General features: G+C 73.3%; 16 protein-coding genes. 5 read left to right on the top strand and 11 right to left on the bottom strand.

The window, feature by feature from the left end:
• Window positions 1–29 precede the first annotated feature (29 nt).
• The 4 genes from argG to ACVHNB_RS34695 all read left to right on the top strand — a co-directional run bounded on the left by argG (window position 30) and on the right by ACVHNB_RS34695 (window position 4,487).
• Window positions 30–1,475, top strand: coding sequence for an argininosuccinate synthase (argG, locus tag ACVHNB_RS34710; RefSeq protein ID WP_428954622.1), 1,446 nt, complete (start codon window positions 30–32; stop codon window positions 1,473–1,475).
• Window positions 1,476–1,729: 254 nt separating this feature from the next.
• Complete coding sequence (gene ettA / locus ACVHNB_RS34705) at window positions 1,730–3,394, top strand: energy-dependent translational throttle protein EttA (RefSeq protein ID WP_428954623.1); 1,665 nt, start codon at window positions 1,730–1,732, stop codon at window positions 3,392–3,394.
• Window positions 3,394–3,807 carry an acyl-CoA thioesterase gene (locus ACVHNB_RS34700; protein ID WP_428954624.1) on the top strand — a complete coding sequence of 138 codons (414 nt, stop codon included), beginning with the start codon at window positions 3,394–3,396 and terminating at the stop codon, window positions 3,805–3,807. Before ettA ends, ACVHNB_RS34700 begins: the two co-directional genes overlap by 1 nt.
• On the top strand, window positions 3,804–4,487 hold the full coding sequence (locus ACVHNB_RS34695; RefSeq protein ID WP_428954625.1) for a hypothetical protein: 684 nt from the start codon (window positions 3,804–3,806) through the stop codon (window positions 4,485–4,487). The genes ACVHNB_RS34700 and ACVHNB_RS34695 overlap by 4 nt, the downstream gene beginning before the upstream one ends.
• Before the next feature lie 53 nt (window positions 4,488–4,540).
• Here the strand turns inward: ACVHNB_RS34695 and ACVHNB_RS34690 are convergent, their stop codons facing one another.
• From ACVHNB_RS34690 to ACVHNB_RS34670, 5 genes are all read right to left on the bottom strand, one after another.
• Window positions 4,541–5,521, bottom strand: coding sequence for an ABC transporter ATP-binding protein (locus ACVHNB_RS34690; RefSeq protein ID WP_456226696.1), 981 nt, complete (start codon window positions 5,519–5,521; stop codon window positions 4,541–4,543).
• A complete protein-coding gene (locus ACVHNB_RS34685; RefSeq protein WP_456226695.1) occupies window positions 5,518–5,646 on the bottom strand; it encodes a hypothetical protein in 129 nt (42 codons plus the stop codon). The genes ACVHNB_RS34690 and ACVHNB_RS34685 overlap by 4 nt, the downstream gene beginning before the upstream one ends.
• An 11-nt stretch (window positions 5,647–5,657) precedes the next feature.
• Window positions 5,658–8,381 (bottom strand): FtsX-like permease family protein, encoded by a 2,724-nt coding sequence (locus tag ACVHNB_RS34680; RefSeq protein WP_456226694.1) that lies wholly within the window; start codon window positions 8,379–8,381, stop codon window positions 5,658–5,660.
• A gap of 1 nt (window position 8,382) precedes the next feature.
• On the bottom strand, window positions 8,383–11,685 hold the full coding sequence (locus ACVHNB_RS34675) for an FtsX-like permease family protein (RefSeq protein ID WP_456226693.1): 3,303 nt from the start codon (window positions 11,683–11,685) through the stop codon (window positions 8,383–8,385).
• A gap of 159 nt (window positions 11,686–11,844) precedes the next feature.
• Complete coding sequence (locus tag ACVHNB_RS34670) at window positions 11,845–12,249, bottom strand: globin (RefSeq protein ID WP_428954630.1); 405 nt, start codon at window positions 12,247–12,249, stop codon at window positions 11,845–11,847.
• Window positions 12,250–12,354: 105 nt separating this feature from the next.
• On the opposite strand from ACVHNB_RS34670, the gene ACVHNB_RS34665 reads away from it, so the two are divergent.
• Complete coding sequence (locus ACVHNB_RS34665) at window positions 12,355–13,353, top strand: methyltransferase domain-containing protein (RefSeq protein WP_428954631.1); 999 nt, start codon at window positions 12,355–12,357, stop codon at window positions 13,351–13,353.
• On the opposite strand, the gene ACVHNB_RS34660 is transcribed toward ACVHNB_RS34665, so the two are convergent.
• The 6 genes from ACVHNB_RS34660 to ACVHNB_RS34635 all read right to left on the bottom strand — a co-directional run bounded on the left by ACVHNB_RS34660 (window position 13,334) and on the right by ACVHNB_RS34635 (window position 22,357).
• Window positions 13,334–14,521, bottom strand: coding sequence for an FHA domain-containing protein (locus ACVHNB_RS34660; RefSeq protein WP_428954632.1), 1,188 nt, complete (start codon window positions 14,519–14,521; stop codon window positions 13,334–13,336). The genes ACVHNB_RS34665 and ACVHNB_RS34660 overlap by 20 nt on opposite strands.
• Window positions 14,522–14,585: 64 nt before the next feature.
• Window positions 14,586–15,929 carry a vWA domain-containing protein gene (locus ACVHNB_RS34655; RefSeq protein ID WP_428954633.1) on the bottom strand — a complete coding sequence of 448 codons (1,344 nt, stop codon included), beginning with the start codon at window positions 15,927–15,929 and terminating at the stop codon, window positions 14,586–14,588.
• A gap of 67 nt (window positions 15,930–15,996) precedes the next feature.
• Window positions 15,997–17,307 (bottom strand): PP2C family serine/threonine-protein phosphatase, encoded by a 1,311-nt coding sequence (locus ACVHNB_RS34650; RefSeq protein ID WP_428954634.1) that lies wholly within the window; start codon window positions 17,305–17,307, stop codon window positions 15,997–15,999.
• A 4-nt stretch (window positions 17,308–17,311) separates the two neighbouring features.
• Window positions 17,312–19,951, bottom strand: coding sequence for a tetratricopeptide repeat protein (locus ACVHNB_RS34645; protein ID WP_456226692.1), 2,640 nt, complete (start codon window positions 19,949–19,951; stop codon window positions 17,312–17,314).
• A 2-nt stretch (window positions 19,952–19,953) separates the two neighbouring features.
• Entirely contained in the window at window positions 19,954–21,273 is a 1,320-nt protein-coding gene (locus ACVHNB_RS34640; RefSeq protein ID WP_428954635.1) for a hypothetical protein, read from the bottom strand.
• Window positions 21,274–21,325: 52 nt separating this feature from the next.
• Window positions 21,326–22,357 carry a glutamate ABC transporter substrate-binding protein gene (locus tag ACVHNB_RS34635; protein ID WP_428954636.1) on the bottom strand — a complete coding sequence of 344 codons (1,032 nt, stop codon included), beginning with the start codon at window positions 22,355–22,357 and terminating at the stop codon, window positions 21,326–21,328.
• Window positions 22,358–22,365 lie beyond the last annotated feature (8 nt).

Raw genomic sequence — 22,365 nt, 5'->3', positions numbered from 1 at the left:
GGTCATGCGTAATCATGCATACTCTTCCTATGTCCAAGGTCCTCACCTCCCTCCCCGTCGGCGAGCGCGTCGGCATCGCCTTCTCGGGTGGCCTCGACACCTCGGTCGCGGTCGCATGGATGCGTGACAAGGGCGCCGTCCCCTGCACGTACACGGCGAACATCGGCCAGTACGACGAGCCCGACATCGATTCGGTCCCCGGCCGCGCCAAGTCCTACGGCGCCGAGGTCGCCCGCCTGGTCGACTGCCGCGAGGCGCTCGTCGAGGAGGGGCTCGCCGCGCTCACCTGCGGCGCGTTCCACATCCGCTCGGGCGGTCGCGCCTACTTCAACACCACGCCGCTGGGCCGCGCCGTCACCGGCACGCTCCTGGTCCGCGCGATGCTCGAGGACAACGTCCAGATCTGGGGCGACGGCTCGACGTACAAGGGCAACGACATCGAGCGGTTCTACCGCTACGGCCTGCTCGCCAACCCGAACCTGCGGATCTACAAGCCCTGGCTCGACGCGGGCTTCGTCGCCGAGCTCGGCGGCCGCAAGGAGATGTCGGAGTGGCTGGTCGCCCACGACCTGCCCTACCGGGACAGCACGGAGAAGGCGTACTCCACCGACGCCAACATCTGGGGTGCCACCCACGAGGCCAAGATCCTCGAGCACCTCGACACGGGCGTGGAGACGGTCGAGCCCATCATGGGCGTGAAGTTCTGGGACCCGTCGGTCGAGATCGCCACCGAGGACGTCACGATCGGCTTCGACCAGGGCCGGCCGGTGACCATCAACGGCAAGGAGTTCGCCTCCGCCGTCGACCTGGTGATGGAGGCCAACGCCATCGGCGGCCGCCACGGCATGGGCATGTCCGACCAGATCGAGAACCGGATCATCGAGGCCAAGAGCCGCGGCATCTACGAGGCCCCGGGCATGGCCCTCCTGCACGCCGCGTACGAGCGCCTCGTGAACGCGATCCACAACGAGGACACCCTCGCCCAGTACCACAACGAGGGCCGGCGCCTGGGCCGCCTCATGTACGAGGGCCGCTGGCTGGACCCGCAGGCCCTCATGGTCCGCGAGTCGCTCCAGCGCTGGGTCGGCGCCGCCGTCACCGGCGAGGTCACCCTCCGCCTGCGGCGCGGCGAGGACTACTCGATCCTCGACACGACCGGCCCGGCGTTCAGCTACCACCCGGACAAGCTCTCCATGGAGCGCACCGAGGACTCCGCGTTCGGCCCGGTCGACCGGATCGGCCAGCTGACCATGCGCAACCTCGACATCGCCGACTCCCGCGCCAAGCTGGAGCAGTACGCGGGCCTCGGCCTGATCGGCACCGCCAACCCGGCGATCGGCGCCGCCCAGGCCGCCGCGACCGGCCTCATCGGCACCCTCCCCGAGGGCGGCGCCGAGGCCATCGCGTCCCGCGGCGCGGTCTCCGACGACGACGCTGCGCTGGACCGGGCGGCGATGGAGTTCGGCACGGACTGATCCGACGACGTCCCCGACGGCCCGGCCCGGCGCTTCTCGCGTCGGACCGGGCCGTCCGCGTCCAACGCTCACCTCCCGCCGTACACAGCCCCACCACCGCGGCCCGCCGAAACCCCCAGCTCAGGCCCACCCCCTGATACGGGTTTCCGCCCAGCACTGGCCATGCGGCAAGATGGGGTGTATCTGCCCTCACGCGGTGGAGCCGCATCACGCGGGCCCCTCGCTGCCACACTTCGACTGCCGGACGGTTTCTCTTGGCTGAGTTCATCTACACCATGCGCAAGGCGCGCAAGGCGCACGGCGACAAGGTGATCCTCGACGACGTCACCCTGAACTTCCTCCCCGGAGCGAAGATCGGCGTCGTCGGTCCGAACGGTGCCGGTAAGTCGACCGTCCTGAAGATCATGGCGGGCATCGAGCAGCCGTCGAACGGTGACGCCTTCCTGTCGCCCGGCTACAGCGTCGGCATCCTCATGCAGGAGCCGAAGCTCGACGAGTCGAAGACCGTCCTGGAGAACGTGCAGGACGGCGCCGCCGAGATCATGGGCAAGCTCAAGCGTTTCAACGAGGTGGCCGAGCTCATGGCCACCGATTACAGCGACGCGCTCATGGAAGAGATGGGCAAGCTCCAGGAGGACCTCGACCACGCCGACGCGTGGGACCTCGACGGTCAGCTGGAGCAGGCCATGGACGCGCTGGGCTGCCCGCCCAGCGACTGGCCCGTCACCAACCTCTCCGGTGGTGAGAAGCGCCGCGTCGCGCTCTGCAAGCTCCTCATCGAGGCCCCCGACCTGCTGCTCCTCGACGAGCCCACCAACCACCTCGACGCCGAGTCGGTGAACTGGCTGGAGCAGCACCTCGCCCAGTACAAGGGCACCGTCGTCGCCATCACCCACGACCGGTACTTCCTCGACAACGTCGCCGAGTGGATCCTCGAGCTCGACCGCGGTCGCGCCATCCCCTACGAGGGCAACTACTCGACCTACCTCACCAAGAAGTCCGAGCGGCTCAAGGTCGAGGGCAAGAAGGACGAGAAGCGGCAGAAGCGGCTCAAGGAAGAGCTGGAGTGGGTGCGGTCCAACGCCAAGGGGCGTCAGGCCAAGTCCAAGGCCCGTCTCGCTCGTTACGAGGAGATGGCCGCCGAGGCCGACAAGATGCGGAAGCTGGACTTCGAGGAGATCCAGATCCCGCCGGGCCCGCGCCTGGGCAGCATCGTCGTCGAGGTCAACAACCTCAGCAAGGCCTTCGGCGAGAAGGTGCTGATCGACGACCTGAGCTTCACGCTGCCGCGCAACGGCATCGTCGGTGTCATCGGTCCGAACGGTGCCGGTAAGACCACCCTGTTCAAGATGATCCAGGGCCTGGAGACGCCGGACTCCGGCGACATCAAGGTCGGCGACACCGTCAAGATCTCGTACGTCGACCAGAACCGCGCCAACATCGACCCGAAGAAGACCCTTTGGGCCGTGGTGAGCGACGAGCTCGACTACATCAACGTCGGCCAGGTCGAGATGCCCAGCCGCGCGTATGTGTCGGCCTTCGGGTTCAAGGGGCCGGACCAGCAGAAGCCGGCCGGTGTGCTCTCCGGCGGTGAGCGCAACCGCCTCAACCTCGCGCTCACCCTCAAGCAGGGCGGCAACCTGCTGCTCCTCGACGAGCCGACCAACGACCTCGACGTCGAGACCCTCAGCTCTCTCGAGAACGCTCTGCTGGAGTTCCCCGGCTGCGCCGTCGTCGTCTCCCACGACCGGTGGTTCCTGGACCGAGTGGCCACGCACATCCTCGCCTACGAGGGTGACTCCAAGTGGTTCTGGTTCGAGGGCAACTTCGAGTCGTACGAGAAGAACAAGATCGAGCGGCTCGGCGCCGACGCGGCCCGCCCGCACCGCGCCACCTACAAGAAGCTGACCCGCGGCTGATGGCTCGCCACGTATACGCCTGCCCCCTGCGCTGGGCGGACATGGACGCGTACGGCCACGTGAACAACGTGGTGTTCCTCCGGTACCTGGAGGAAGCCCGTATCGACTTCCTGTTCCGGCCGGACAAGGACTTCCAGCAGGGGTCTGTCGTGGCGCGCCATGAGATCGACTACAAGCGGCAGTTGGTCCACCGGCACGCGCCGGTGGACATCGAGATGTGGGTGACCGAGATAAGGGCCGCCTCGTTCACGCTCGCCTACGAGGTGAAGGACGCCGACGACGTCTACGTCCGGGCGTCGACGGTCATCGTGCCGTTCGACTTCGAGGCGCAGCGGCCGCGGCGGATCACCGACGACGAGAAGTCCTTCCTGCGGGAGTACTTCGACGACGGCGCGGAGGCGCTCGCCGCATGAGCGCGCCCGTGCTGCACTTCGCCGACACCGGGGAGGCGGCGGACCTCGCCGCCTTCCTGGGCCGGCTGCTGCACTACGACAAGGCGGCCGCCGTACGCGTCCAGGCGCAGGCCGGCGGGCAGGCGCTCGCCGTGTTCGGGCGGCCGCCGTCGTTCGAGGTGCTGGCGATCCGTACGGCACGGCTGCTGAAGCCGTACGAGAACGGGATCGACGACGCGCTCGACGTGACCGTGTCGGCGGGGGAGTTGCTCGAGTCGGTCGACGAGGGCGCCGCCACCGCCGTGGTCCCGGGGGCCGTCACCGGGCCGCCGTGGGCCGGAGTGCTGCCGCCCCGCGGCGGGTGGGAGCGGGTGCCCGGCTTCCCCGGCGCGGCGGCACTGCGCGAGCTCGTGAAGGTCGCCGTGGGTGAATTCCGGTCCCGCGTCGAGGAGTTGGCGCCCGAGGCGCGGACCCGTGCCGCGCTCGACCGCATCGGCCGGGAGATCTGGACCCGGGAGATCGGGGCCGGCGGGGTGCCGGTGCGCGTCGCGCACGCGGCGGTCTCGCTCGGGTTCCTGCGCGGGGACCCCGTCGATCTGCTGGCCGCTGGGGCGTGGGTGCGGCTGCGTACCCCGTACGGTTCGGTGGCGCTGCGCCGGGGGACCACCGGCCTCGGCGGGCTCGCGGTCACGCCCGCCTGAGCGGCGGCGTCACCTGATCCTCCCGGGGCCGCCGGGTGGCCCGGCGGGACCTGTCACCGCTCCTGGTCGTCCGGCCAGACCTGGATGTGGTCCTCCTCCAGCTCCAGCATGACCCGGTCCCGCATGCCCAGCGACTGCGTGTATTCCACGGGGAGCTGGAGGCGTCCCGCGCGGTCCAGCATCGCGTACTCGCGGGAGACCAGGGACTCCTGGCCCGTCGCCGCGTCGACGTGCGTGCGGCGCAGTACCTCCGTCGACGTACGGCCGTCGCGGATGGCGACCGTGCGGCGTACCTCCGAGGCGACCGTCTGGTCGTGCGTGACGATGACGACGGTCGTGCCCAGCTCCTCGTTCGCCGTGCGGAACGCGGCGAAGATCTGCTCGCCGGTGTGCGAGTCGAGTTCGCCGGTGGGCTCGTCGGCGAGCAGCACCTTCGGCTCGTTGGCCAGGGCCACGGCGATGGCGACGCGCTGCTGCTGACCGCCGGACATCTGCTCCGGGCGGCGGTCGTGGCAGTCGCCGATGCCGAGGAGGTCCAGGAGTTCCCTGGCCCGTTCGTCCTTCTTGGCGCGGCGGAGGGCGCCACGGCCGCGCAACTGCATGGGAAGCGCCACGTTCTGAGCTGCCGTCAGATACGGCAGGAGGTTGCGGGCCGTCTGCTGCCAGACGAACGCGACGGCCTCGCGGCGGTAGCGGAGCCGTTCCTTGCTGCCCATCGTGAGCAGGTCGTAGCCCGCGACCCTGGCCGCGCCGGCGGTGGGTTCGTCCAGGCCCGCCAGGATGTTCATCAGGGTCGACTTGCCGCTGCCCGACGCGCCCACGAGAGCCATCAACTCGCCCTCCTCGACCAGCAGATCGAGGCCCTGCAGGGCCTGCACCTCGACGCCGTCCGTCGTGAAGATGCGGACGAGCCGGTCACAGCTGATCAGCGCGTCGTGGCCGTACGCCGGACGGTCGCGGTGGGCGGACGCCCGCTGCTCCAGCTCCGCGAGGGAGGGGGAGGCCGTGCCGGTGCCGGTGTGGTCGGTCGTCATGAGGTCACCGTCTCCTGCGAGATGTCCTGCGTGCTGTCCTGCGTGCTGTTCTGAGAGATGCCGTGCCTGGTGTGCGGCCTGGTGCGCTGCCCGATGTCCTGTGCGACGGGGGTGCTGTGCCGCACGGGCCGCGCCCTCACGTCGTCTCACCCGCTCTCAACTCCCGTACCGAGCCCCGCCGTCCGGCCCACCACGCCTGGACCGACGCCACCCCGGCCGCCAGCACCACCACTCCCGCCGCGGGCAGCACCAGCGACAGCGGGTCCGTGGACAGCTGGGTCGTCGTGTCGCCCGCCGCGTCCGCCAGGGCCAGCCTCGTGAGGTCGAGGCCGGGGGCGAGGAGGAGGACCGCGGCCCAGCCGGTCAGGGCGCCGCCCGCCGCGGCGAGCAGGGCCTGGGGGAGCGCCTCCAGGATCAGCAGACGGCGCGCCTGGCGGCGGGTGAGGCCCATGGTGCGCAGGCGGGCCAGCAGCGCGAGGCGCTCCGGGGCGGCCCTGGCGAGGGCGAGGAGCAGGGCGAGGACCGCGAAGCCCGCGCCCGCGGCGACCGCCGCGACGTAGATGCCGGTGGCGCCGGTCTGCAGCGGGGAGTCGACGTAGCGGGCGCGTTCGACGGAGCGCAGCCGGACGGTCGTGCCCCCGCCCGCCGCCTTGTGCAGGGCGCCCGCGTCGATGGCGGTGCCGGTGAGCAGCAGCGTCGTGGGGCGGCTCGGGACGCCGGTCGCGCGGGCGAGGGCGCGGGTGTCGACGATCAGGAAGTCCTCGGCGAGGGCGGGCGTCGTGGCGCGGACGGCCGCCACCCGCAGCGACACGATCTCGCCGTTCATCCACAGGCCCAGACGCCCGCCCTCGAACAGCGCGGCCATCGACGGGGAGACCAGCGCCGGGATCGTGTCGCCCGACGGCTTCAACGCGCCCGCGTCGAACGCCCCGAGGCCCGTGTGACGGGCCAGACGCGCGTACGCCGCCGGGTCCACCGCCGCCAGCGGCAGGCGCCGGGTGCCGTCCCTTACCTCGGCGTCGGAGCGGATCGTGGCCGGGGTGACGGTGCCCACGCCGGACGTCCCGCGGACCCGGGAGACGACCGCGGCGGAGAGCGGCCCGGACCCCTCCACGCGGGCGTCGGCGCCGGTCGCGAGGAGCGCCGCGTGGTCGCGGGTGCCGTCGATCCCGGCGAGGACGCTGCCGCCGAACGCCGCCGTCGTCAGCGCCGTGAGCAGCGCGAGCAGCGACAGCACGGCCGTGCCCGCGCCCGACCTGGCACGGGCCGCGCGGGCCAGCGACAGATGCCCGACCGCGCCGCGCAGCCGCCCGGTGGGCCCCACGAGGCGGCGCAGCGGCAGCGGATAGACCCGTACGAGGACGAACGCGGCCACCACACCGACCAGGACCGGCGCGAGCGCGACGAGGCCGTCGCCGCCGTCGGTGGCACCGCGGCGGCGCAGCGCCACGATGGCGCCGACCGCCAGGACCAGCACCGTCAGTTCGGCGACCGTGCGGCGGGCCGACGGGCGGGCCGTGGCCACGTCGTCGCGCTCGCCGTGCAGCCGTACGCGGCGATGCGCGGCCAGCGCGTGCACCGGCAGCACCGCGCACGCCACGAGCACCACCGCGCCCGCGGCGAACGCGGCCGGCGACGGGCGGCCGCCGGGCACGAGCGCGACCGCGAGCAGGAAGCCGAGCGCGCCCGCGGGGACCGCCACCACCGCCGTCTCGGCGAACAGCCGCCGGCCGATGCCGCGCAGTGAACCGCCGCGCGAGCGCAGCAGGGCGAACTCGGTGCGGCGCCGGTCCGCGGCCAGGCCGCCCGCCATGAGCAGCACGACGCAGGCGACGGTGCCCGTGCCGTACGCGGCGACCGACACCACCGGGGTCACGTCGCCGCGCAGGTCTTCGTAGCGGATGAGGATGTCGCGGAGCCCGCTGGTGACTTCGGTGCCCGTGCTCCTCGTCGCCTGCTGCACCTCCAGCATCCCGGGGCCGTCCATCGTGTACGCCAACCCCGCCTTGAGGTCCGGCAGTTCACGGGCCGTGAGCGCCGAGGTGTCCGGGGCGATCCGCCAGTACGGCTCGACGAGCCATGAGCGCGAGAGCGCGATCGAGGCACTCGGGTCCAGCAGCAGAGCGGCCCCCCAGTACCTCGACGGAGGTATGCCGTCGGTGCTGCGCAGCTGTGGCGTACGCAGCAGCCCAGCCGCCGACCAGTACGCGCCCGAAGGGTTCTTCGGCGCGACGATCCCGGTGATCCGTACGGCGATGGTCCGGGCGTCCGCGCTCGGTACATGGAGGACCGAACCGGCCTTGATGTGGAGGCGCCGCGCGGTCTCCCGCGTCACGGCCGCCTCCAGCCGCGTGTCCGTGGCGGTCGCGCCCGGCAGCCGGCCCGCCGTCACCGTCGCGTGCGCGGCGAGCCCGCTCTGCGCGTACAGGGTGAACTCCGGCCGCAGGCCGTACGGCCGGGGCAGCCACGCGTCGTCGACGCGCACACCTTTCGAGCCCGCCGGGGCGCGGAGCCCGTACGACGATTCGCGCGGGTCCGCGACGTACGGCTTCTTGAGGGAGCCGACGATGGCGTGGAACGCGGTCCTCGCGAAGCGCTCCGTGAGTTGCCGCTCCCGCTGCTCCTGCTCGACCTCGAGGCCCGGGGCGCTCGCGGTGACGTTCAGGACTGTCCGGCTCGGCGCCTCGTCGGCGACGGCCTGCCGCAGCCCCTCGTCCTCGTAGCGGTCCACGGCCCGCGGGAACGCCGCGGCCAGGCACGACGTGAGCAGCACGAGCAGGAACAGCGCCGCCGCCGCGCCCGGCGCGGCCCGCAGCCGGGTGCGTACCCAGGGCGCCACGGGCTTCGTCGCAGCGGCCATGTCACTCGCCTCCCTGGGTGCGCAGCGTGATCGCGGCGCGCGGCGGCCTGCGCAGCGCCAGACCCGCGGTGATCAGTACGGGGGTGACGGCCACGCCCGCGAGCAGCAGCCCCACCTGGTGCAGCGGGAGGCGGACGAGGACGTCGGGCACCGGCCGGGTCGCGTCACCGGTCAGCACGATCAGCGGCACCACCGCCCGGGTCAGGAACGTGCCGAGCCCGATCCCCACCAGCAGCGCGAGCGCCACGAGAATGCCCTGCTCGGCGGCGACGAGCCGGGCCAGCCGCCGGCGAGAGGCCCCGAGCGCGCCGAGGATCGCGAACTCGGCGCCGCGCTCGCGCAGCGAACCGGCCGTGTTCATCGCGAAGCCGACCGCCGCGAGCGCGGCCGCCGCGAGGGCCGCCGCGGTGAGCGCCGACTGCGGGCCCGCGCCCAGCGGATCGTCACGCAACTGCTCGCCGATCTCCGCGCGCACCACGATCTGCGCGTAGCCCGTGTCGGGGTCGGCGCGCAGCGCGGCCGCCGCCGTCGCCTCGTCACCGGGCGCGGTCGACAGCCACCACTCGTTCGGGGCGACCGGATCGGTGCCGCGGTCCACGAGGGCCCGGTTGAGGTCGCGCAGGTCGAGCAGGAGCGCGCCACCGTCCCTCGTCCCGTCCGCACCGGAGCCCGGGCCCGTCGCCGCGGCCTCCGCCTCGGGGCCCGTCGTCGGCAGCGCCCGGACGCTCCGCACGATCCGGGCCCGTACGGCCTCGCCGCCGCCCAGGTCCACGTCGACGCTCTGCCCGGTGCGCGTCCCCGTCGCCTGCAGATAGCGGTCGGTGGCGACCGCGGCGATCTGCGTGACCTTGGGACGGTCGACACCGAGCCGGACGTTCACGCTGGGCAGGTCGCCCGCCGCGTCCCCCGCCAGCTCGAACCCGGTGCCGTACACCACGGCCGTCGTCCCGTCGGCCCGCTGCGCATCCAGCGTCGGCGCGGTCGGCGCGCCCGGCGCACCCGGTTCCGGGGTCCGCGACTCCACCATCGACGTGGTCCACCGGGTGCCCGCGATGTCCAACCGCCGGGTGGAGCCGCCCTGTCCGGCGGCGCCGACCCCCTGCAGCGCGATGCGGTGCGTCGCCTCCTGGCCGATGCGCTTCTCCGTGTCGAAGTCCAGCCCCGTCACGACGAGCGGCCCCGCCGCCGGGCCCAGGTCCAGTCCGAGGCGGTGGGTGCGGCCGTCCACCGGGAGGGTGCCGACCTGCATCCGGTACGCGAGTCCGTACCGGTCCTGGAGGGTCGCGGCGACCGTCGTGGCCCCGGCGGGGCCGACGCTGTCCGCGCTCTCCGCCTGCGTCCCGCGCAGGGTGAACTCGACGCGTGAGGTGTTCTCGGGCAGCTCGATGCCCGGGTCCGCCTTCGTCCTCGGCGCGACGGACGCGACGACCTGGCGCGGCGAGGAGTCCGCGAGGTCCTCGCGCAGCAGCAGGTCGTCCTCGAGGTGCGCCGTGTCGAGCGCGAGGACCGTGGCCGACCGGCCGCCGCTGAGCGACACCGGCAGCCGGTAGCCGGGCGCCGCCTCGCGCACCCCGGGCACGGACCCGTACCGGGCGACCCGGTCCATGCCGGGTTCCGTCGCGAGGACCCGGACCGGCGCGCCGGAGCGGAAGTCCGCCTGGTCCTCCTGCGAGCGGTCCCACGAGGCGCCCTGCCCGATCGCCAGCATGCCCATGGCGACGGCCAGGACGAGCAGCAGCACCGGCCCGGCGCCGCGCATCGGACGGCGGCTGAACTGCCAGCCCGCCAGCGCCGTCGGCAGCCCGCGCCCGCTCGCCGCCCACCGCTCCGCGAGCTTCGCCACCGGCGGCAGCAGCCGCAGCGTCAGTACGGTGCCCGCGAGCAGCGCCAACGCGGGCGCCACCACCAGCAGTGGGTCGATGCCCAGGTTGCCGCCGCGGTCGGCGCTGATCGCGCCCGAACCGGTCGTCTGCCGGTCCAGCTGCCAGTACGCGACACCGGCGATGACGAGCAGCCCCACGTCGGCACCGGACCGCAGCGGCGCGGGCAGCGCCCGGGCCCGGCCGCGCTCGGGTGCCTGCGCGGTCAGCGCCGGCACCGTCACCGCGAGCGCGCAGCCCACCGCGACGGCCACGCCCACCAGCCACACCGACCCGCTCGCGCCCACGTCGAGCCGCAGCCCGATCCGGGACAGGGCGCCCTGCGAGGAGACGAGCCGGGTCAGCGGGCCGGCGAGCAGCGGCGCGCACACCGCGGCGGGCAGCGCGAGCAGCAGCGCCTCGGTCGCCGCGAGCCCGGTGACGCGGGCCCGCGAGGCGCCGCGGGCCCGCAGCGTCCAGGTCTCACCGGCGCGTTCGGCGCTCAGCAGCCGGGCCACGAGCAGCAGCGCGTACCCGGCGAGCAGGATCAGCTGCAGCGCGACGATCAGCAGCGTCGAGCGCGAGACGAGCAGCGCCCGCTCCGCCCGGTCCAGCACGTCGGGCAGCGAGGTGCCGACCGCGGAGGCGTCCGCGAGGGCCTTGCCGTGCTGGAGCTCTCGGGTGCCGGCGCGGGCGGCGTCCCGCAGCGCGTCGATCCGGCCGGTCGTCACCGTCCGGAAGTCCGCCGACGTCAGCCACGCCGACTGCCCGTCGCTGACCCTGCCGCCCGCCAGCACCGAGGGGTCCGCCAGCAGCGGCCCGTACGTCGTGTAGCTCTGCTTCTGCACACCGCGCCCGCCGAGCTCGTCGAGCGTCCAGTACGGGGACTGCGGGCGGGCCGGGCGGTAGACGCCGGTCAGTTCGACGGTGACCGCGGGCCCGCCGAGCCGGTCGGTGAGGGCGAGGCGGTCGCCCGGCTCCAGCTTCAGCACCTGCGCGGCGGCCTGCGGGACGGCCGCCTCGATCACGGAGCCGCGCGGGGCGCGGGGCAGCCGGCCGGCGGTGACCCGCACCTCGGAGCGCTCGATCGCCGCGAGCCTCGTCAGATCCGGCTGCTTGCCGTGCGGGGTGTGCGGCAGGGCGTACGGGCCGGAGGCGATCAGCGACTCACGACGTACCGGCAGCCCGTCGAAGACGCGCCGCGCGCCCTTGTCGAGGGCGGTTTCGGCCGCCTTTCGCCCTTCGGCGGGGACGTCGGCGCGGACCACCAGCGCGGTCGACGCCGCGTCCCGGGTGCGCAGCGCGTGCCGCAGCGAGGCGTCGCCGATCGCGCCGGAGAACGCGCTGAGCATCGCCAGCACGGACGCCGTCAGCAGCACCGCGAGCACCGCGGCGGTCAGCAGCAGACGATGCGCCCGCACCCGTAGGAGGACAAAACCCCACACCCCTGCCGCCCCCGCATCCCCGTTTCACGCCGTGCGCCCCCGAAAGTCTGTGCGGGATGCTGTCAGAGCCGACGGGGTTGGGGAAGAGGTCTGGACCGGATCGTGGCCGAATAGTGGTACACCGCGGTCGGTGAGCGGTGTCCGGGCGGGACCGCCGGGTCAGCCCGCGGTGTTCACCATCGAGGCCGCCGCGTAGGTCAGGTAGTTCCACAGCGTCCGCTCGTGCTCGTCGGAGAGCCCGAGCTCGTCCACCGCGTCCCGCATGTGCTTCAGCCACGCGTCGTGCGCGGCGCGGTCCACCTGGAAGGGGGCGTGCCGCATCCGCAGCCGCGGGTGGCCCCGGTTGTCGCTGTACGTGCGCGGGCCGCCCCAGTACTGCATCAGGAACAGGACGAGCCGCTCCTCGGCCGGACCCAGGTCCTCCTCCGGGTACATGGGCCGCAGCAGCGGGTCCTGTGCGACGCCCTCGTAGAAGCGGTGCACGAGACGGCGGAAGGTCTCCTCGCCACCCACCTGTTCGTAGAACGTCTGCTCCTGAAGCGTGTCGCGCGGGATCTCAGTCACGTGTCCATGCTCTCAGACACGGTGACCGAGGACCCGGGGCTTAGGACCGCACCGGGCCGCGGCAGGGGGCTCGCCGAACGGGCGTCGCCGCAGCACAGTGGACATATGGGCGCAGAGCACGTCGAAGGACCTGGTGACCTCGGGCTGCTCGCCGCACGGGCGCGGGCCGGGCTCGTGCGCGAGATCGAGGAGAGCGGGGTGTGGGACGACGACTCCCGCTGGCGCGCGGCGTTCGAGCGGGTGCCGCGCCACCTCTTCGTGCCGTACTACTTCCTGGGCGTACCCGGCGGCTACGAGCGGCTGTGGGGCGAGCACCCCGACCCGCAGCGCCGGCTGCGCTGGCTGCGCGGTGTCTACGCGGACCAGCCGCTGGCCACCCGGCTGCGCGACGGGGAGCTGGTGTCCTCCAGCAGCCAGCCGTCGCTGATGGCCCGGATGCTGGCCGACCTGGACATCCGCGACGGGGACCGGGTCCTGGAGATCGGCGCGGGCACCGGCTACAACGCGGCGCTGCTCGCCGACCGGCTGGGCGACGACCAGGTGACGACCGTCGACCTCGACCCCGAGATCACCGAGTCGGCGCGGGCCCATCTCGCCGCCGCCGGGTACCGGCCGGCCGTCGTCACCGGGGACGGGGCGCGCGGCTGCCCGGAACGGGCGCCCTACGACCGGATCATGGCCACGTGCGCGCTGCGCGCGGTGCCGCCGGCCTGGCTCGGGCAGTGCCGTCCCGGGGCGCGGATCCTCGCACCGCTGTCGACCGGGCTGCTGGTGCTGACCGTGCGGGACACGGAGTACGCCGAGGGGCGGTTCCTGCACACCCCGGCGTACTTCGTCGCCCTGCGGGGCGACACGGCGGCGACGGTGCCCGAGCCGCTGATCGGGGGGCTGCCGCGGCGGGTGCTGCAGGACGAGCTGTTCCGCTTCCTGCTGACCCTGACCGCCGGCGCCACGGATCCGTACGAGGCACTGGCGCTCTGGGAACGCGAGGGCCGGCCCGCGCGCGAACGGTTCGGCGTGACCGTGCGCGAGGGCCGGCAGTGGGCCTGGCTGGACGACCCGGAAGGGCCGTACGCGTGGCCGCTCAGCCGCGCCGGATGGTGATCGTGGTCCAGGCCCCGACGTGCACCCGGTCGCCGTCCTGGAGCGGGACCGGGACGAACGGCTGGATCGGCTCCTCGCCGCCGTTGACCGTCGTGCCGTTCGTCGAGTTCTGGTCGACGACCGCCCAGGTGCCGTCCGGCTGCTGCACCAGGATCGCGTGCGAGTGCGAGACGCCCGGGTCCTCCGGCGGCACCGACAGATCGATGTCCGGGGTGTCACCGGTCGAGTGCCGGCGGCGGCCGATCGTGATCTGGTTGCCGACGAGCTGACGCTGCTGCTCCGGCGAGTACGCGGGCAGGTTCAGGCCCGACGCCTCGGGGCCGCTGCGCTGCATCATCGCCATGAAGTACTCACGGTCCGGACCGATCGTCGCCGACCAGCTCACCGGCCCCTGCGGCTGCTGCGGCGGGTACTGGTGCTGGGGCGGCTGCTGCTGGAACGGCGGCGCGGTCGTCGACGCCGACGACGGCGGCGAGATCACCCAGTCGTCGGCGCCCGTCCCGCCCCCGCCGAACGACGGGTTCGAGGGACCCGTGGGACCCGTCGGCCCCGGCGGCGGAGGCGGCGGGCCCTGCGGGTCCGGGAACGGCGGAGGCGCGGGCGGACCCGGCTGCGCCGGCGCGGGCGGCTGCTGCTGGAACGCCTGCGGGACGCCCCCGCCCGTCCCGTTCGGCCCGGGCGGCGGGAACGGGGACGGGCCCGACGGCTCGCCGCCGAACGGGTTCGGCGGGATCGGCTCGGCCGGCCGGTTCACCTGCGAGGGACGCGAGCCCTGGTACTCGTACGGGTCGCGGCCCTGCGGCGGCTGCTGGAAGCGCAGCGCCGGGTTCGGACCCGCCGGGCCACCGGGACCACTGGAGCCGCCGGACGTCGGCAGCGGCGGGTTCGGGGCCGCGGGGGTGTACGACGTCGCCGTGTTCGTGAGGAAGTTCCAGCGGCACTCCTCGCAGAACGGCGCGCCGCCCTCCCGCGGCGTACGGCACTGCGGGCACAGCTCGGGCGCTCCGCCCACACCGCCCGGCGCGGGCGGCACGGACGGCCCGGGGTAGCCGTAACCGGCGGCCGGGGGCGGCGGAGGGGGCGGGGGCACGGCACCGGCCATGCGGTGACCGCAGACCTCGCACCAGTCGTCGGAACCCGACTGGTGTCCGTTCGGGCAGGTCGGCATGTCGGCGCTTCCCCCTCTCCTTCGTACGTACGCGTACGTCAGTCTGAGCTGTTGGTTCTGGACGCTACTTCTTGACGCGAACCGTCTTGGTGGACCGGGTCTCGAGAGTCATCTCGTCGGCCTCCGCGACCTTCGCCTTCAATCGAACAGTACCTTCCGCGGCATCCACCACGTCCACCACCTTCGAAAGCAGTTTCGCCGTATCCGCGTTCCCGGAGAGCGCCGCGAGCTGTACCGCGCGGCCCAGCTTCGCGGTCGCCCCGTCCACGTCGCCCGCCTTGCGGGCGTCCAGGCCCTGCTGGATGACCTGCGCCAGTTCGGCCTGGCCCGTGTAGTGCGCGACCTGCGGGTTGATCGACGTGGAGGCCGCCATGTCGTCCGTCCACACCGCGCGGACGAGCCCCTGCGACAGCGTCTGCGCGGTGCCGTCCGGCTGCGGGATCACCAGCGAGACCCGGGCGGCGAGCATCTCCTGGCCGAGCTCGGCGTTCGGCACCTGGACGCACACGTGATAGTCGCGCGACTCGTCGCCCCACGAACCCGTCGGATAGTCGCCCGCGCGCGGGCCCGCCTCGGTGCGGCGGTCCGTCAACTCCCCGACGGTGGGCGCCACTTGCTTCACGAACTTGATCTCGGAGCCGAGCGGGGTCCACAGCCGCAGGGCGACGTCGGCGACCTCCTTGCCCATCGCCGTCTCCATCATCTGCGTGAAGTCGGCCGCCAGGTGCGCCGGGTCGGCCACGATGTCGGCGGTGCCGAGCAGCGCCGAAGCGATCCCTGTGACCTCCTTCACTTCCCAGTCCGTGCCGACGCCGCGGGCGTCACAGGTGAAGCGGCCCGCCGTCGCGTCGAGCGTCGCGCGCAGGTCCTCCGGCGACTCGTGCTCGTTGCGCCCGTCGGTGAGCAGGATGCCGTGACGTATCCCCACGTCGGCGGAGGACAGCAGGCGGTCGGCGAGGCGCAGCCAGGTGCCGATCGCGGTGCCGCCGCCCGCGGACAGCTTGCGCAGCGCCTGCTTGGCCTGCTCCCGGGTGGCCGGATCCGCGACGGCGAGCCGCCCGGCCCCCGGGTAGACCTCCTTGGCGACGTGCGTGCCCGCGATCACCGCGAAGTGCACCCCGTCGCGCAGGGTGTCGATCGCCGCGGCCGAGGCCTCGCGCGCGCCCCGCATCTTCGTCGGCGGGTAGTCCATCGAGCCGGAACAGTCCACCATCAGCGCCACCGCGGCGTCCGGCCCGTCCCCGGCGCTGTACCGATGAGGGGCCCCCACGGCGCTGCCGACGGTGCCGCCGCCCGTGGACGTCACGGTGACGATCGCGTTGACCTCGCGGCCGCCCTCGGGCAGGTACTCGTTCTGGTACACCTCGACCGAGAACTGCGGGACGTTCGACTTCGAGAAAATGGCCATGGTGACAAGTCCCCCCTGAACAAGACCATCGGTGACGATCGGTGCCGGCCGGACGAAACCGCCCGTCCTAGGCCGATCCTGCCCCCTGCTGGGGGACCGGGAACGGCAGCACCGCCACTGTTACGTTGTCGTGGCCCCCGCCGTCGAGCGCGTGGCCCACGAGGACCTGGGCGCTGTGCAGCGGGCGCCGCGCCGCGTCGGCGGGAACGATCCGCGCCATCTCCTCCGCGGCCTCCGCGTAGTTCCACAGCCCGTCGGTGCACACCACCACGACACCAGGCCGGTCCGGCTTGAAGGAAGCCGTGTGCGGCTCCAGTTCGTACGCGTCCGCGCCCAGCCAGCCGGTGATCGCGTGGGCCCGCTCGTCGGCGTACGCCTCCGCCTCGTTCATCAGCCCGGCGGCGACCATCTGCGCGGCCCACGAGTCGTCCTCGGTGAGCCGGGCCGCGGGCGCCGTCCGGTCGTCGGGCACCCAGTAGGCGCGCGAGTCCCCGACCCAGCCCACGACCAGCAGCTCGCGCGTGACGATCGAGCCGACGAAGGTGCACGCCGGCGCGTTCTGGTGCGGCTGGTGCTCGCGGGCCGTCGCGGGCTCCTGCGCCAGGGAGTTGACGGCCTCGGCGGCCGCCACGATCGCCTCGTGCAGGGCCTGCTGCGGGTGCGTGCCGCGGGGCAGCGACTCGTGCAGCGCCTCGTTGGCGGCACGGGACGCGGCCAGCGACGCGTCGTCGGGGCGGGTCGCGGACGACACCCCGTCGCAGACGACGGCGACGACCGCGGGGAAGCCGTCGGGCAGCGCGGCCGACGAGATCGCGAACGCGTCCTCGTTGCGGTGGTGCCGCAGGCCCCGGTCGCTGACGGCCGCGACCGCGCCCAACTCCTGCTCCATGTGGTCGCGTTCGCGCGGCTGGGCGTGCCCGCAGTTCTCGCAGTAGCCGTCCGCGTCGACCTGCCCGGCCCGGCAGGCGACGCACAGCTTGGTGCCGGCCGGCGGGGTCGCGGCCCCCAGCTCCTCGGGCGTCGCCGTCCGCGGATCGGGCGCGGCGAGCGGGAAGTCGCCCTCCGGGGCGTCGTCGAACCGGACGGCCGTGGGCAGTTCACCCCCGCCCGAGTCCGTGCCCTCCAGGTCGGTCGGCAGATGGACCGGCGCCGGCGTGTCCGAGCTGTCCGGCTCGGGCGCGTCCGGCCAGTCCACGGAAGCGGCCCGCGCCCCCTCGGCCGGCTCCGCCTCCGGGGCGGCGATGGTCAGCGTCGGCTGGTCGTCCGGCACCGGCGGCACCGACGACAGGTCGTATCCGCAGGCCCCGCAGAAGCGGTCGCTCTCGTCGAGCGGCTCCTCGCAACTGGGGCAAGCGGCCAGCTGGTGCGTCTGCGACATCAACTCACACCCACGTCCGGGGGCGGTAGCGGTTGGCCCGCTCCACCAGTTCGATCCTCTCCTCGCCGCGCGAAGCGAGCCTGGCCAGTGTCCGGTACGAGCGCTCCAGGCCGAGACGCAGGCCGCGCTCGTCCAGGTCGTTGCCGAGGACCACCGTGCGTACGGGGCCCTGGGGCTGACCGGAACCCTGCCTACCGGAGAGTACCCAGTCCAGCGCCGTACCGAGGACCTCGGTGGACAACTCCTCGCGGCGCACCGCGTCGAGGCCGAACGACTGGAGCGCCTCGACCTGCCCGGCCGCGGCCGTCAGATCGTTCAGCAGCGGGTCGCCGCCCAGCCCTCCGGTCATCCGTCCGCGCAGGCGCGCCCGCACCGACGCGACGCGCGCCGCCGTGTAGTGGATCGACGACTCCGGCACCGATTCCAGGGTGCGCACCGCGCCGCCCCGGTCCCCGGCGGCGAGCTGCACCCGCGCCAGGCCGAACGCGGCGCTCACATAGCTCGGGTCGGTGGACCACACCAGGCGGTAGTACTCCGCCGCGTTGTCCAGCTGCCCCAGGACCTCCGCGCACACCCCGAGCGCCAGCTTCGGCGCGGGCTCGCCGGGGAACGCGTCGTAGATCGCGTCGAACGACAGCGCCGCGTTCGCGTGGTCGCCCGTCGCGAGCGCCGCCACGCCCCGGTACCAGACCACCCGCCAGTCGTCCGGGTGGTCGGCCTCCAGGGCCGTCAGCCCCCGCACCGCCGAGTCGAGTTCGCCCATCTCCAGGCGGGCCCGCAGTTCGCGCAGGCGCAGCTCCAGGGAGCCGGTGGGCGCCGCGTGCAGCGCCGAGATCAGCTCGGCCGGCGCGGACGCCATCAGGCCCGCGAGGAACCCGGCGTTCGGGTCGCCCGGATCCACCCGCGGCACCGGCAGCGCCACCGCGGTGGCCGCCCCCTGGAGCCGCTTGACCAGCGCGGACGGTGACGGCGGCAGAGCGGGGACCACCGGGGTGGCGAGCGCGGCCGCCTTCTTCCGTACGCGGACGGGGACCGCCCGCGCCCCGAGAGGGGACACCTCGCCCTCGAGCCGCGCGAACAGCTCGGTGTCGGTGACCTTCACCTCGGGCCCGAACAGCGTCGACAGGGCGGGCCGCGGCCGGCTCGTCTGCAGCGCCACGACCTCGCGCAGCACCCCCGTCAGCTGCTCGGTCATCTCTTGGGCGGAGGCGAACCGGCGGGCCGGGTCCGGGTCGGTGGCGCGCACCAGCAGCCGGTAGAACGACTCGTACCGGCGGAAGACCTCGATGTTGTCGGGGTCGGGCAGGGAGTCCACGAACACGTTCGTGTAGCCCTGGAAGTCGAACGTCAGGACCGCGAGGGTGCGGGCGACCGTGTAGAGGTCGGAGGCGACGGACGGGCCGATCTCGGCGACCTCGGGCGCCTGATAGCCGACCGTCCCGTAGATGGCGGACTCGTCGTCGTCCATCCGGCGGACCGCACCCATGTCGATGAGCTTGAGCTGGTCCTCGGTCTGGATCGCGTTGTCCACCTTGAAGTCGCAGTACAGCAGGTTGCGGCTGTGCAGGTGCCCGAGGGCCTCCAGCGCCTCGATGCCGTACGCGCACGCCTGCTCCACCGGCAGCGGGTCGCGTCTGCCGTCGACGGTGCGCCGCTCGTTGGCGATCTCCTTCAGGGACTTGCCGCCGACGTACTCCATGACGATGTAGCCGTCCATGGAGCCGGTGCGCTGGTCGAGGTGCTCGACGAAGTTGTAGATGCGGACGATGTTCGAGTGCTCGATCTCCGCGAGGAAGCGCCGCTCCGAGATCGCCGCCGCCATCGCGTCCTGGTCACCGGTGTCGAGCAGACCCTTGAGGACCACCCAACGGTCCGACACGGCACGGTCGATGGCGAGATAGACCCAGCCGAGACCGCCGTGCGCCAGACAGCCCACGACCTCGTACTGGCCGTGCACGATGTCGCCCGCGCCCAGCTTCGGCACGAACGAGTAGGGGTGCCCGCACTTCGTGCAGAACCCCTCCGTGCGGCCGGGCCGGTCACCGCGCGAACGCCCCACCGGCGCACCGCAGTCCGAACGCGAGCAGAATCGCTTCCGCTCGGGGACCTCGGGGTTCTCCTGCACCATCACGCGCGGGTCCGGGCGCGGCACGTCCGGGACCCGCACCAGGCCCGCGCCGAGCCGGGCCCGCCCCGAACCGCTCGCCGACGAGCCGGAGCTGCGCACCGACACCGACCGGGACGTCGCGCTCCCGGACAGCGACCGCGACAGCCGGCCCGACACCGACCGGCGCGACTGCGAGGACCGCGACGACGCCCGGGACGAGGCCCGCGAGCTCGACGCCGAGCTCTGCGAGCCGCGCGCACCACGGCCCGCGACCCCGGTCGGCGGCGACGACACCAGGCCCGTCGGCGACACCACCGGGGCGAGCCCGCAGGTGTCGCAGTACAGCTCGCCGCCGCCCATGTCCTCGTAGGAGCCGCCGCAGCCGGGCCGCTGACAGCCGCGGGACACCGGGCCGGCCTGCGCGGGCACGCCGCCCGTGGCACCGTCCGGCTTCAGCCCGCACGTGTCGCAGTACAGCTCCCCGCCCATGTCCTCGTACGAACCCGTGCAACCGGGCCGCGTGCACTTCTGCGCCATGCCTACGACTCCCCCCTCCGGTCGGCCGGCGCGGCCCGCTCGGGCCCGCCCGCCGACAACACCTCGGCGGCCGCCCGCTGGTAGCGCAGCACCGCCTCGCCCGCCACCCGCAGATCGCAGGGCGCGCTCCACAGCATGCGGCGCGCCGCGTCGTACCGCTCCACGAGCAGAGGGTCCTCCGCGAACCCCAGCCGCGCGACCTTCGCCTTGTACGCGTCGAGCCGCCCGCGCAGCTCCGCGCGGACGGCCAGGGGCGCCGTCACCGCCGTCAACGACTCGCGGGCCCGCAGCAGTTCGTCCTCGGCCTTCGTCTCCAGGGACTCCAGGAGCGGCGAGAGCCGGTGCCACTGGCCGTGCCTGCGGTACTCGGCGGCCGTCGCCAGCTGCTCCTGCAGGGCGATCGGCGGACCGGACACCGCCGGCACCTCAGAGGCGGCGATCTTCGCGAGCACCTCCCCGCGCGCCGATCTCGCCTCGGCGAGCGTACGGTCCGCGCGCGAGAGCACGTCCCGCAGCCGGCCCAGCCGCGACTCCGCGTCCTGCCGCACCGTCAGCACGGCCTCGATCTCCCGCCGCACCTCTTCCAGGGCGCGCGCCTGACGGTCGTACGCCGTGGTGTCCGGGCGGCCGCCGCCGGGCGCCGAACTGCCCTGCGCCTTCTGCCAGTACGTGAGCGGATCGGACACCACCTGCTCGCGCAGCCGGGTCAGCGAGCCGGTGATCCGCTCCAGGTCGTCACCCGCCGGGTGCTCCCCGGGCCGTACGCCCACGGAGTGCGCGAGCTGCCGCGTGCGGCCCAGCTCGGCCGAGAGCATGTCTATCCGGGCGGGCAGCGCCGACCACACCGCGTCGGCGGCCACGACCATGTCGAGGGACGACGCGTACAGGTCGTTCATCCGCTGCACCAGCGCGGCCAGCGTGAAGTGCTCGGACAGCTTCGCGGGGCCGGTGATCGACGACGGCGTCCCGTGCCCCGCGCCCGAGGCGACCGTGACGGACTCGCCGCGCAGCAGCTCCGTCAGCTGCACGAGGTCGTCCCGGTTCGGCCACTTGCGCCGGGTGCGGACGTCACGTGCGAGGCGCAGCGCTCCCGTGTACGCGTCGAAGTACGTCCACAGCAGCGTGATCGCCTGCTCGGCGGCCGCCCAGCGGTCCCGGGTCGTCCCGGTCAGCTCGGCGCCTTCGAGCAGGCGGCGTCCGGCGTGGTCCTGGAGCGCGAGCAGCGACGTCTCGATCGCCTCGTGCTCGGCACCGAGCCGGGCCAGGGCACGGTCCACCTCGTCCCGGTCCATCACCGGACCAGGGGGTCCCGCGACGCCCATCGATCACCTCTCGCTTCGCTGAAATGCCGTGAAAATGAGGTTACTTGCCCTGCTACTTGTACTTCGGCGCGGGCGGTCCCGAGGACGCGCCGAGCGTCTGCTCCAGCCAGTTCGCGTACGACTTCTGCCAGCCGTCGGAGCGGTACTTCTCCAGGATCTTGTTGACCCGGCGCACCAGCTCCTTCGAGCCCTTCTGCATGGCGACGCCGTAGTACTCCTTGGTGAACGGCTCACCCTTGAGGTCCACTGTCGGATCCTGCGCGGCCTGGCTCGCCGCGAGCGCGCCGTCGGTGACCACCGCGTCCACCTCGCCGAGCTGGAGGCGCACCAGGCAGTCCAGCTGGTTCGGCACGATGAGGATCTTGGCGTTCCGCGGCTGCTTGTCCTTCGCCGTGTCCCCGTTCAGCGCCGACTCCGCCGTCGAACTGGACGCCGCGCAGATGTGCTTGCCGTCGAGCGAGTCGTCGTACCCCGAGATCTTCGAGGCCTTCGGGGCGAGCACCTGCTGGCCCGTCTGGAAGTACGCCGTGGAGAAGTCGACTTCCTCGAGCCGCTTGCAGCTGATGGTCATCGTGCGCACCACCATGTCGACGTCGCCGCGCTTGATGGCGGGGATGCGCTCGTTGGTGGGGATGGCCTTGAAACGGATCTTCTCGGGGCTGCCGAGGATCTCCTTCGCGATCTCGCGGGCCAGATCGATGTCGAAGCCCTCCAGCTCGTTCTTCTTCTTGTCCTTGCTGTTGGGGTCCCGGTAGCCCCACCGGTAGCTGTTCTGGTCGACGCCGACCAGCAGGACACCGCGGTCCTTGATCTTCTGGACGGCGCCGCCGCTGTCGTCGCCGTCCGGATCCAGGCTGCGCTCCGGCTCCTTGCCCGCCACGTCCGGGTTGCAGTCGTCCGCCCTGGCCTGCGTACCGGCGGCCACGCCGCCCGAGCCGAGCCCCGTGCTGCCGTCGCCGCCGGAGTCGCGCTGCGTCAGGGGGAGCAGCAGCGCGAACACCACCGTCAGGGCGCAGGCCACCGCCATCGCCGCCACGCCGCCCCAGCCGCGCAGACTCACCTTGCGCGCACCTCGCTCATCCATCACCGCAC

Source organism: Streptomyces sp. YJ-C3 (assembly GCF_053891275.1).
The sequence above is the reverse complement of the archived record's forward strand: the minus strand, read 5'-3'. Positions and strand labels throughout refer to the sequence as shown.